The sequence below is a fragment of the Sphingobacterium faecium genome, assembly GCF_003054045.1.
Lineage (GTDB): Bacteria > Bacteroidota > Bacteroidia > Sphingobacteriales > Sphingobacteriaceae > Sphingobacterium > Sphingobacterium faecium.
Window position 1 is genome coordinate 67,488 of record NZ_QBKH01000003.1, and the last position, 12,411, is coordinate 79,898.

The 12,411-nt window shown below is 33.5% G+C and carries 13 protein-coding genes and 2 tRNA genes; 3 read left to right on the top strand and 12 right to left on the bottom strand.

Annotated elements, in window-relative coordinates; translation table 11 throughout:
• The first annotated feature begins 59 nt into the window (after positions 1-59).
• Positions 60-133, top strand: a tRNA-Met gene (locus C8N37_RS08335).
• 310 nt (positions 134-443) lie between these two features.
• Positions 444-517: transfer RNA gene (locus C8N37_RS08340), tRNA-Met, on the top strand.
• 272 nt (positions 518-789) lie between these two features.
• Here the strand turns inward: C8N37_RS08340 and C8N37_RS08345 are convergent.
• The 12 genes from C8N37_RS08345 to C8N37_RS08400 form a co-directional block, all read right to left on the bottom strand.
• Positions 790-1,203: an SRPBCC domain-containing protein gene (locus tag C8N37_RS08345; RefSeq protein ID WP_108158502.1), complete on the bottom strand. Its 414-nt coding sequence runs from the start codon at positions 1,201-1,203 to the stop codon at positions 790-792.
• A gap of 46 nt (positions 1,204-1,249) precedes the next feature.
• Positions 1,250-2,197: a hypothetical protein gene (locus C8N37_RS08350; protein WP_108158503.1), complete on the bottom strand. Its 948-nt coding sequence runs from the start codon at positions 2,195-2,197 to the stop codon at positions 1,250-1,252.
• A gap of 13 nt (positions 2,198-2,210) precedes the next feature.
• Positions 2,211-3,884 (bottom strand): hypothetical protein, encoded by a 1,674-nt coding sequence (locus tag C8N37_RS08355; RefSeq protein ID WP_146171035.1) that lies wholly within the window; start codon positions 3,882-3,884, stop codon positions 2,211-2,213.
• A 6-nt stretch (positions 3,885-3,890) separates the two neighbouring features.
• Positions 3,891-4,667, bottom strand: a complete 777-nt coding sequence (locus C8N37_RS08360; RefSeq protein WP_108158505.1) for an ABC transporter ATP-binding protein — start codon at positions 4,665-4,667, stop codon at positions 3,891-3,893.
• A 222-nt stretch (positions 4,668-4,889) separates the two neighbouring features.
• On the bottom strand, positions 4,890-5,267 hold the full coding sequence (locus C8N37_RS08365; protein WP_108158506.1) for a hypothetical protein: 378 nt from the start codon (positions 5,265-5,267) through the stop codon (positions 4,890-4,892).
• Positions 5,268-5,321: 54 nt separating this feature from the next.
• Positions 5,322-5,897, bottom strand: coding sequence for a pentapeptide repeat-containing protein (locus C8N37_RS08370; RefSeq protein WP_108158507.1), 576 nt, complete (start codon positions 5,895-5,897; stop codon positions 5,322-5,324).
• Between the two features lie 154 nt (positions 5,898-6,051).
• A complete protein-coding gene (locus C8N37_RS08375; RefSeq protein ID WP_244914371.1) occupies positions 6,052-6,378 on the bottom strand; it encodes an OsmC family protein in 327 nt (108 codons plus the stop codon).
• Between the two features lie 298 nt (positions 6,379-6,676).
• Positions 6,677-7,219, bottom strand: a complete 543-nt coding sequence (locus C8N37_RS08380) for an SRPBCC family protein (RefSeq protein ID WP_108158508.1) — start codon at positions 7,217-7,219, stop codon at positions 6,677-6,679.
• Between the two features lie 199 nt (positions 7,220-7,418).
• Complete coding sequence (locus tag C8N37_RS08385) at positions 7,419-8,273, bottom strand: NAD(P)-dependent oxidoreductase (protein WP_108158509.1); 855 nt, start codon at positions 8,271-8,273, stop codon at positions 7,419-7,421.
• A 220-nt stretch (positions 8,274-8,493) separates the two neighbouring features.
• The gene (locus tag C8N37_RS08390; RefSeq protein ID WP_108158510.1) at positions 8,494-8,721 is read right to left on the bottom strand and encodes a VF530 family protein; all 228 of its coding nucleotides are present in this window, start codon (positions 8,719-8,721) and stop codon (positions 8,494-8,496) included.
• Entirely contained in the window at positions 8,705-10,255 is a 1,551-nt protein-coding gene (locus C8N37_RS08395) for a serine hydrolase (protein ID WP_108158511.1), read from the bottom strand. The genes C8N37_RS08390 and C8N37_RS08395 overlap by 17 nt, the downstream gene beginning before the upstream one ends.
• Positions 10,256-10,341: 86 nt before the next feature.
• Entirely contained in the window at positions 10,342-11,223 is an 882-nt protein-coding gene (locus C8N37_RS08400) for an SDR family oxidoreductase (protein ID WP_108158512.1), read from the bottom strand.
• A 394-nt stretch (positions 11,224-11,617) separates the two neighbouring features.
• Between C8N37_RS08400 and C8N37_RS08405 the strand changes: the two genes are divergently transcribed.
• Positions 11,618-12,340, top strand: coding sequence for a hypothetical protein (locus tag C8N37_RS08405; RefSeq protein WP_108158513.1), 723 nt, complete (start codon positions 11,618-11,620; stop codon positions 12,338-12,340).
• The last annotated feature ends 71 nt before the right edge of the window (positions 12,341-12,411 follow it).

Sequence of the window (12,411 nt, forward strand, 5' to 3'; positions counted from 1 at the left end):
TTGCATGAATATTTATTTTTTATTTATTAAAAAAAATCTATATTTGCATTCCCAAAAACGGCGGGGTAGCTCAGATGGTTAGAGCGCAGGATTCATAACCCTGAGGTCGGCAGTTCGATCCTGCTCCCCGCTACTAAACTCAAAAGCCCCTCTTTATTAATTGCGTATGGGGTATACTTTTATAGTATTATATGTAATAATACATATTTATTTTGTCTTTGCAATTATTTTATAAAAAAGTTTTGGATTAAAAAAAATAAAAAATATGGACCATTTGGCCTGTACATTTTTTATGTGCCCACTTTTAATTTTTTACTATTACTATTTGTTTCATTATAAAGGAATTGCGTTTTTTTTGTACATTAAGGCGTTAAAACAATGAAAAAAAATAAAAAAAAGCTTTTTATTTGATGGGTAATTGCTATATTTGCATACCGAAAAACGGCGGGGTAGCTCAGATGGTTAGAGCGCAGGATTCATAACCCTGAGGTCGGCAGTTCGATCCTGCTCCCCGCTACTAAAAGCTTCAAGTTTACTTGAAGCTTTTTTGTTTTTGTCTCTTTTTCCCTTTTTATATAATTCTAAGTCACTGTACAATGAGGGGATTCTATCTTAGATTCAATACGTTTATGGATGAAGGATGGAGAATAAGCCAGCGCGGTACGGTGGCACTCTCTTTTGTCTTCACGAGAGCCTTTTTATGGAGATCTAACAACTTAGGATGATCGAGTGGTAAGATGCAGTATACTGCTACTTAGTCTTCATGATGGGGAGTAGCGGTATGGTTATTTATAATTGTGATTCGACGTATTTTTTAAAACTATTAAGAATAGCTTGCCAACCTTTATGTTGCTGCTCTTCTGTATGTGTGGTCTCACTATCAAAACTTTGAACGATCGTAACTACATTTTTATTTTCGAAAAAAGTTGTGCTTACTCTTCGGTTATCTTCGAGACTGTATGAAATATGTCTTAAAGGCCTTACTTCATCGTATTGCCCTCCTAAATCAAAACTAGAGCTTTTATCTTTTGCAGTCATATGAAAACTAAACCTGCCTCCATTACGAAGATCATTGGTTGCTGATGTAGTTTCCCAATCATCGCTCGCCGTGTTCCAACGCATAATATGTTCAGGCAGCGTGAAGAGTTTCCAAACAAATTCTAAAGGAGCATTGATATCGGCACTGACAGTTATTGTTGACATAATTTTTTATTTATAAATTGTAAACTTCTTTAAATATAACGTTTTTTTAATCTTCGTCATATAGCATCTCAACATCTATGGTTGTTTCTTTAATATTGAGGATACCTTTTTCATCGATTATTTTTATTAATCTCCCTGAAAAAAAATCTGCTGGAATTCCATATGGGAGATGATAGCTGAAATAGTTTGTGAATATGATGGTAGGTTGTATTTTATTTATTTCTTCTTTCACAATTTCATCTTCATCATCGTATAGGGATTTGACCATTTCTATATAAGAGTTTTGATCAGCGTAATAGTTATTATAAAAACTAACAAATTTTTCATCGATGTAATCGTTGTAAAACTCGGATTTACTAACTAAAAGATGATTTGATAACGGGTTTGGTAATTCAACTTCTGAATAAATAGTATCTTTAGTGTCGTATACGCCGCCATATAAACTGCACAATAATGGTATTTCAGGCAGGATAAAGTTTTCGACTCCAGATTTGGACTCGAACATTTTAGTATACTTTTCTAAAATTAACTCATTGTCCTGTTGATTTGGACTATTCTTCAAAAAACTTTTAAAATATTTAATAGAAAATTCACTGATTACTTTATGATTTTCTATTTCTAAAAACCGACCTAATGTATCCGTTTTGAAGATAATTTGAGCACTATTTAAGGCCATTGCATCCAAGAGTAAATCTTCTGGAATATCTTTTTTTTCTGGATTTAAATTTTCAATAATTTTCCATTCTATGCGATATCCATCTTCTAAAGAGTCTAAGACAATAAATTGTGCAATATAGGCGCGCTCTTCATGTTTTACAAGTTTGTGATCAACGCTATCCGTATTTTTTTTAGTGACTTTAAATTTGAAAGTATCTCCTTGATCCCAATAAGCAATAATGGGTACATGCCGTACAGTGTCTTGCAAGTTAACTTGTGCTTGCGAGGTTTGGAAAAATAATGTTATTAAAAATATAGACGTGAGTATTGTTTTCATTATTATTTCCTTTTTAATTGTCATCAAAAGCTAAACTTTTCCAGTTTTCTTTTTTTAGGTATTTTATCATGATTAAAAATATTATCCAGGCGATAATAGTTGCTACCCAAATAATCATTTCGTATTCGTGGATCACAATATGCAAATAACCTACAAGTGCCAGCAGCCCCAATACTAAAAGATTGATCAACACCCTACTTTTTCCATTTTCAGCTGCTTGAGAAAAAGGATAGGACTTAACTAAAAAGAGCATCACAAGCACGCTCTCAATACCTCCGATGGCTGTAGCTAGAAGAATGTCATTGGTTACATGCGCTCCAAAAAGCGGTACACAAATGATTAAAAAAATCAGATTGAAGGGTATAAAATATTTCAGGAATGCAGATTTAAGTACTCCAGACATTAACTCTCCAGTTTGTTGAATAGGTGCCGCATAATAGATCCATGCTGCTTTGTATTTTTCACTCTTAGTGATCAGTTGGAAGACGGTTAATACCGTAAATAAGGATAGATAAAAGATCATAATATATAAACCTGATCCATTGACACGATCGATTCGCTCGGAGAATGTATCGCTTTTCCCTTGCAAAAATAGAAATATAAAATAGATGGGTAAATAAGCCATGGTAGGATATAGTTGCATCTTAAATTCGCGAGATCGTGCCGTTATCAACCAAATGATGGAAAAGCCAGCCTTTTCTAGAGGACTGTTGGTCACTATTTTTTCTATTTTCTTGTATAATGGAACTTGACCTTCTGGATATTGTTGTTTTTTCTCAACAGGGTTATCTCCACCTGCCAATTGTGCGATTTTTGAATTGAAATCTTTAGAAAATAACTGTGAAGATCCTGAAATGGCTATAATCAGTAAACATATGCTGAGTGCAGTGAATGAAAGTGTAAGCGTACTAAAATCTTGTACAAGTAAGGCTTGGAATGAAGCGATCCATGTTCCTGGAGAAAGCCAAAGTAATTTAATACTGTGAACACTGGTTTGTCCTTCTGTGAAACTTTCCATCACTCTAGGACCAATTTGATAACCTAGAAAAATAAAAATGGAAAAAAATATTTGGATGTAATTGATAACATCTTTAAACTTTTGAATCGATAGAAATCGTAAACATAAGGAATAAAAAATATTAACAAAAAAAACAGCTATTAAAGTGGCTATTATTAATTGAATCAAAAAAGTAAAAGCGGCTAGAATACCCCAACTGATAAATACAAAAATTAATCCTGGTAAGGACATGGCCATCAACTGTGTTGAAATCTTGATGAGCATATAAAGTACTCTTGAGAATGCCACTGTTTTATCATTTACAGGTCTTGGCAATATGATGTATTGATCTTTATTGTCAAGTAATATTGTTGAGAAATCAGTGATCAGGGATAAAGACAGCATGGATAAAATCAGTGTCAAAAACAATGATGTAGCTAAAAATTTGTCGTGGATGACAATAACAAATGCTAGGAACATCAACCCCATAAGGAGGAAAATGAAAAATTGAAACCACGTTGAATATTTGGATGGTTTCTTGTTTTGATTTTTTGTAAATGATGCTAAAGGGCGACGATCATCGATGATCAATTTTGTTTCTATAATTATTTTTAATTGAGTAACATCAATTCCCATATTTGCCCATAATTTGCTGAAAAGCAAAATAAATTTTAACGTTAGTTTTTGCATAGGATATTAACGAATTGCTGAAATTATATTTGATGCATCTGCATTTCCATCTTCTTTTCCTGTCAGTTTGGAGAAAATTTGTTCCAAAGATTCGGATTGATGTGTTTTTAATTGCTCAAATGTTCCATCTGCAATGATATGGCCTTCCGAGATTAACAAGATACGGTCAGATACTTTTTCAACGACATCCATCATATGTGAACAGTAGAATATTGTTTTACCTTCTTTAGCTAAAAGTGAAATTAATTCTTTGACAATTATAACGGCATTTGCATCCAGACCAGATAAAGGTTCATCCAATACGATGATTTGTGGATTGTGGATAATGCCTGATATCAATAATACTTTTTGACGCATACCTTTTGAAAAGGTATCCATTCTATTATTTATATTTTGTTTAAGACCAAATGCTTGAAGCAATTGCTGAGCCCTTTGTTGGATAAGTGTATCTTCCATCCCGTACAGTTTACCAACAAAGTCAAGATATTCCAGAGGAGTAAGTACATCATAGAGTTCCGCATTTTCAGGAACATATCCAATTTGACTTTTTACAGCAAGGGGATTTTCTTTAATATCGATATCGTTAATCATCACTTCTCCTTCAAAATCACTGATCAACCCTGTTAAAATTTTAACAGTAGTTGATTTTCCTGCACCGTTTGGACCGATATAACCGATTACCTGACCTGGATATATGTCTAAATTGATTCCTTTTAATATTTCTTTGAATCCGTAAGATTTGCGAAGATTTGAAATTTTAATAATTGGTTTGCTCAATTCCATAAAATAAATAATTATGAGCTAAAGATATAAAATTAGAAAGCTAATTACATGAATTTAGGGGAGAAGTAAAGTTTGTTTTTCAGGAAATGATAAATGGCATTCAATAGTTGGGACATCATGATATACCATTGGTGATGATTAAGATTGCGTACAATTGCTAAAAAATAATTATTAGTCTATTTTTTAGCAATTGTACACAAGTGATTTTATTCATGAGGTGAATTAGTCATAGTTGATGGGGTAGCCTTCGTCATCTAAATCGTCGCGTAAATCTTCCGGTGTTTCGGATAGTAATTTATCTATTGCACTTACCTTAACTTCTCCTTCTATTCGCATTCCATCCTCATCTAGTTCATCTTCCTCTAAATCCTCCAAATCAGCATATTCATCACCAACATAGGGATTTGAGTTGTCGTACGTCGAATCATCATCAGCTGCACCTTCGGCAACAGTTTCATAATCACTTGGGTGATCATAGTCCGGATCGTCGTCATCTACATCCAAGGAAAATGATTTTTTTTCCTCGTCATAGGCTAATTGATCTGGGTTTGAATTATTAATATCTTCTTCTTCAACTTTTTTATTTTTATCATTAGACATGCTATATTCTCCTTTCTAATAAGAAAACAAAGGAAAAGCCGAAAAGTTTAAAAATTAAGATTCGATTTTAATATCATATTCAGTTAGCAAGCCAGGTAAATTGATAAGTGTAAATTTTGCTTTTTTTAATTTATTTTTATTGGGCGAAAGAGTTACATTAAATGCATCACGAAAATCTACTTGTTCTAGATTTGTTTGATCGAATATGGCTTGATTTAAGTCACAGTAATGAAAGGATGATCCTGTTAGATCTGATTCTGAAAAATCTACTTCTCTCAATTGACAATTTTTAAAGGATGTCTTCTTTATCTTGAGCTGATAAAAAGAAGCATGATCAATATTGCAATTGTCAAAGGTAAAGGATAAACCAAAAGTATTACACTGCTGAAATTGTAAACCCAATAATTTACAGTTTTTGAAAATTACTTGTTGGAACGTAGTCCCAGAAAGTTCCGCTAGAGAAAAATTACAATCTACAAACGTACAATTTGTGAATATGCTGTTGTTTAGTTTGTTGTTAGAGAAATCGCATGTCTCGAAGCGACAATTATCGTATTCTGCTTGTTCAAATAGATTATTTTTATAATCAATCGAAACTATTTTCTCTCCTTCGTAATATTCACTAGTCATATTCAAAAGTAAAAAAATTAAATCAAGAATATGTCAAGAATCAATTCCTTTATTTTATGTAAGAATTCCTATTTTATTTAAAAAAATCTGCTTAATATAACTTTGTATCGTTGTTTAATATCATGAAGTGCATCTTTTTATTAATTTCAATTTATTATTCCATCACCATAACAATGGGTTGATGGTGAATCGGAATATGGAGGGATTTTGCGATGAAGCAAAATTCATTTGCTTTGGTATGCCATTCTTTAGCTAGGTTTACTTGTTTTGCTCTTCTAATCCTCATGGTTAGATATAGCGTTATTTTAGTGAATTGTCCTGCGCCGGATTGTTCTTCTGTAATTATACCTATGGGCTGATCTTCATATCTTACCACGTGAATTCCCGATGTAGCACAAAAATGCAAATACCAGAGCATATGACAACTTGATATCGCACTTAAAAATAGATCTTCAGGATTGTGCTTCGTTGGATCTCCCAAAAATTCAGGGTCTGAAGAACCTAAAATCGATGCTTTTTTTGGTATGTTAATTTCAAAATCACGTTGATAGTCTCGATAGGATGCTGTATCCTTACCGAGATTGCCTGTTCAAGTTATTTTTTGCTGGTATTAATGCTCTTTTATCATATGAGGAAATTGAAAGAATAAATCTAAAATTAGATATGGATTTTCAAAAGTTAGGGAAAAGGTGCTTTTAGACTGTTTGATGATACAAAAAAGGCAATCGTGATGGATGATTCCCGTACTATTCAAATAGTTTCCAGAGCAGGATTTACATTTATTCGGTTTCTAGTTTTGTTTTTAATCTCTGCAGACCTATTTCTAAATCTCCACCTAACATGTGGTCAAAATCCATAACTAGTAGCATGAGGTTCATAGGGTAATTCATATGTCCATCAAATCCCCAAATTACTTTTGTCGTATTGGAAGATAGAGATTCTGTGATCATATACGCTTTATCTTTTGATTCAAATGGCTTGATAAATCGGATTTCGAAATCAATTCGTTTTCCTTCTTCAATTTTGACAATTTCCTGCTCACCTTTTCCTACACTATCCGCTTTACTATCCCATGCAGAAATAAAACCGACAGTTCCATCAGTGCCCTGATATGTTTTTTTCATCAGAGGATCCATCATTGCCCATTTGCTGAAGTTATTTTGATTTCTAAGGTATTTAATATAATCGAATACCTCTTGATTCGTTTTGTTAATTGTAATTTCTCTTTGGACAGCATAATCTTTTTTTACAAATAGTGCTATGATCAAAAGTAGGGCTACGATGAAAAGTAATGCAATTACTATTGTTTTTAAAATTTTCATATTGGTAGATTTAAGAGTTTACAACACCATTTCTTTAGAAATTTATCAGCGATTAGATTCAAATTGATTTCGTGTTCTATAGATTCTTTACCGTCACCTCATACTATCCTCAATCCACTAGCTGAATCAATTGATACCTATCACCAATCATTAACTTGATAAAAGCCTTTTTGATTGTTGACGATTTTCATGATAGGTATTATTGAATTTGTTTCAAATAATTGATAATACCAATGACATCTTGCTTTCCAAAGCCCGCATCATGTGCCTGTTGATAAGTCTCGATTAACACCTTACTCAACGGACTGTTAACACCTTCTTTTTTAGCTAGATTGATATCTTTTAACATCAGGTCTAAAGCAAATGCAGCTGAATAATCCTGTTGCAGAAGAAGTGGAGTTTTAACCTGAGTTGCACCGCTACCACTTGCGCTTTCATTGATTATTGCTAGCATATCATCTCTTTTTATACCACTTTGTTCTGCAAATAGTACGGTTTCGGCAAGCCCTTGATAAATAATGGATAGAAAGTAATTGATGGCAAGTTTAGCTGCGATACCTTGACCAACAGGACCTAGATGTTTAACTGATTTACCCAGTTTTTGCAAATAGGGTAATACTTCTTGAAGATCCTTTTCTTCACCACCTGCCATAATAATTAACTTTCCTTCCTTAGCAGGTACTGTACTACCGGCAACTGGAGCATCGATAAAACGTGCTTGTTTTTCCTTTAATTGTTGTGCAATGGTTAGGGTCAGTTCCTTGGAGATCGTACTCATGTCGACGAATATTTTTTCCGTAATATCTTCAAGTCGAAAAATATCTGCGTACAGATCTATAATTGCAGCATCGTTTGAGACCATTGTAAAAATGATATCACAGTTTTTAACCAGTTCAATGGCACTGATATAGACTTCCGATCGAGCTGTAAAAGGTTCTGATTTACTCGCAGTTCTATTGAAAACAGAAAGCGGAAATCCAGCATTTTCGAGATTTTTTGCCATCGGAAATCCCATGTTTCCTAGCCCGATCCAGCCTATTTTTTTATGATGCATATGTTCTAAGTTTACAACAGATATAACAACTCATTTTTAAGTTTGTTTTTATCATCTGTATCGTTATATATTTTGATATTAAATTTTAAATCAATACGTTATGAAAACAAGAAAAGATAATTTTAACCTATCTGCTAACTTGTAGACGAATCGAATAAATTATCTTTTTTATAACAATGAAAGTACATTCTTTATAAGAAAGTGGATCGCATGATCGCAACTATTTACTTTCGTACAGATATATCTTGAGATACAATTCTTCTACTTTTTTTCTTGCCCAAGGTGTTTTTCTTAAAAAAACCAATGAAGATTTTATACTTGGATTTTCATTGAAGCATTTAACGTTGATACGCTCACCTAAACCTTCCCAACCTCCAAAGTAAGCAACTAGATATTCTAATATTGCGTCTAATCGTTGTCCATGAAGGGGATTATTTTTTTGTTCCATTTTTTGTCTGTTTTTTAAAATTTAGATCTTGAAAGTCAAAACTAAAATCTGTCTGTGGTGATATGGGTTTCATTCTAAATCCATTCACCTGATGGTCTTGAATGTCAAAATATACAAATGCATCAGCATACATAAAGCGATTATCCCATTTGACAGTATACGTATTATCTTGATAGTAGAATAGCTCACCAGTAAGCTGTGGTGAACGTTTGGAAGCAAATGTTAACTTTCCATTTTTATTCATATGAATAGACACTTCGCCAAGCCAATTATCCAGATATTTGCCTTTTATGGTCAGATGCTTTGTATTTTTATGATCATCTACGATCTGCCATGTTTTTTGTGTTATCAGATCAGCTTCTGCATTATTTTTTGCTATTAATGCTTCATAGGTCGTGATCCAATGTTGATCAGGTATACCGAGGTAAAAATCTTTTATGCTATTGCTTATGGCACTGAATGCGGCACCTTCTTGCTGATTAGTCAATACGACGATGCCTAATTTTAACTGGGGAAGCATAACGATTTGTGTGACAATCCCTTCTAATCCGCCAGTATGCGAAACTTCCATTTTACCTACTACATCAGTAAGAACGAAGCCTAGCCCGTAATTCTTAAATAGAGAATAGTAAGGTGCTGTTGTGCGGACAGGCATGATGGTCTGAGCGCTAGTCAATTCTTTCAGCTGTTTTTTAGATATCAATTGTTTTCCATGATGCTCTCCGTTATTCAAATGAAAGATCATCCATTTGTTGAGGTCTTCAACATTTGAATATATTCCGCCAGCAGCATCTAAGATTGTATTGGTATACCTTATCCTGACTTTATTTTTTCCTGATAAAGGCACGTGCGGAGAAATGACATCCGCTCGATCTTGCAATAAATTCCAGTTCGGTGCAGAATGATTCATGCCAAGTGGGTTAAAAATTCTGTTCTGAATGAATTTTTGCCAACTTTGCCCAGATACTTTTTCTAATATTTCACCAGCGATGATGTACAGGAGATTGTCATAATCATATTTTGTACGAAATCCAGAGGTTGGTTTTAAATACTGGATATTGTGGATGATGTCTTTAGGAGTAAAATCATGTCCGTCGGGCCATATCATCAAATCTCCGGCACCTAAGCCTAAGCCACTTCTGTGGGTTAATAAATCTCTAATCGTAAAATTTTGACTGACATAGTCATTGTAAAGTTTGAATTCTGGAATATATTTTTGAACGCGATCATCCCAATTTATTTTCCCCTCATCGACCAACATAGCTAGTGCAGATGTTGTAAAAGCTTTGGAATTGGATGCAATACCAAAATTTGTACTTGCATAAACTTTGTTTTTTCGATTTAAATCTGCAATACCGTATCCTTTGGCTAGTATGACTTGATTATCTTTGACAATACCTACCGCAATTCCTGGCACATTGAACGTAGACAATGTTTGTTGAACAAGAGAGTCCACTGTACTTTCTTCTATTTGCTGAGCAGATAAAGTTGATCCACTAAAAAATAGGAGTGCTATGAAGGCTATTTTTTTCATTCCTTTATTATTATTGTCAAATATCTAAATAAAACAACAATTGTCTAGCCTTTGTATAAAAAACAATCGTATTTATAGCTCGTCGTTTATGTGCTTTTTGCTCCGCGAGTTAATTTTTCAACAGTATCCCACTGTTCGTCTGTTACGGCATCGAGTCCATTAAATTCTCCGGCACCTTTTAACCATTCTCCGCCATCTATTGTTATGACATCACCATTGACATAAGCTGAGTAATCGGATACAAGATATGCGGCTAAATTGGCCAATTCTTGTAGATCACCCGTGCGACCTAGGGGGATTCTATTGATAGGGTTTAGGGTATCACTAAGGTTACTTGGAAAAAGACGGTCAAAAGCGCCAGTTGTATGAAATGGGCCTGGTGCGATTGCATTCAATCGGATTCCTTTACGTCCCCATTCCACCGCCAGTGATCTTGTCATCGCTAATACTCCTGATTTAGCACAGGCAGAAGGAACTACATATCCAGAACCTGTGCTCGCATATGTGGTCACAATATTCAAAATGGTTTTATCTTGATCTTTATTCGCAATCCAGATCTTTCCCAGAGCTAAGGTACAATTAATGGTACCCTGCAGGACAATGCCTAAGACAGATTCAAATGCACGGTGGCTTAATCTTTCTGTAGGGGATATGAAATTTCCAGCAGCATTATTGACTAATACATCTATGGAACCTAGTTCTTGTATACCAAAAGCGATGACTTTCTCCACAGATTCGTAATCACGGACATCACAAGCTATAGCGATACATTTGCCATTTGTTTCTTGGCTTAGTTCCGTTGCGGTTTGCTGTATGACATCATCCTTGCGGCTTGTGATAAGACATTGTGCCCCTAATTGTAAAAAATATCTGGTCATGGCTTTACCAAGTCCAGTACCACCACCGGTAATTAAAATGTTTTTTCCTTTTAATGCATCATCACGAAGCATGCCTTGTGTTGTACTCATGTGATATTATTTAGTGATCTATAATCAATGTTACCAACCAATTTACAAAAAATATGTGCTTTTGGTACTATTTATTTTCAACCCTAATAATTTGATCTCTTCCATTTCTAACGTTGGTTTTGATTAATTCTGTTTATTCAATTTACCATAGCTTCATTCATCTTAATGAGTTTTTGAATGGTAAATAAATTGAAATAAGCAATTGTTAGTCATGGAGATTGAAGAGATAGACTGTAACGGCTGATATAAAATAAAAAGTATATTTGTTTGACCTAAATTTTAAAATTATGAAGAAGTATATTTTTATTATTCTTATCCTGTTTATTGGGCGACCAAGTTTGGGCAACATATACGACAGCTTTTTGGATCAAGTTCAATAAATACGATACCTGGAATGAGATCTAATTTACATAAATGGCAAGATTCCACAAATTATACTTTAAATGTGATACCGGACTATTTTATGTTAGGCACTTTTAGTGATTATTTGGATCGGTTTAACGGTCGTAATAAGGAAATTAATATTGATGAATATACTTCTACGGAAAAGAAATTAGTAGCGTATTTAGTGGCATATTTACATGATAATTATCATGTAAAAGTTGAACAGAAAGTCGACAATAATCTCGATAGCGAATTGAATAATCCACAATTGGCTCAATATTTTAATACGTTTTATACTGATGATGGTCATTTAATTAATGAAAATTTTGATAAAGATGAAAGTAGAAAATATTCATTTTTACTTGGATTATATATCCGGTTTGGGGAGCGGGTATATGATAATGTTTATAAAATTAGGATCATAAACTCATCAAAAGATAAGATTTTATATCCTTTATTGAAAGATCTGGGCTGTAATAAAGTTTACTATAAAATTTTAAGAAATTTTATACCTGTGAGTGAGTATTTCTATTTTGAGGCTACTCCAATAATGGTTAAGTATTTCAAAACGGTTGATCCTGTAAAAGCAGATTATTTGAATGTTTTTCTTCAGCATCCGTTTTTTAAAAATTTAAGAGAAGAAGATAGGAAAGAAATGGAAAGGGTGATGATGGAGAATAAGGAAAAGGAGATGAACATGTTGAAAAACTGGTTCTCTGCAGATGAATTTTAATTATACAGTTTTGAATTAAAATAAGAAGACCTATCTCTTTTGGAAATAGGTCTTCTTTATAAGAATTATGT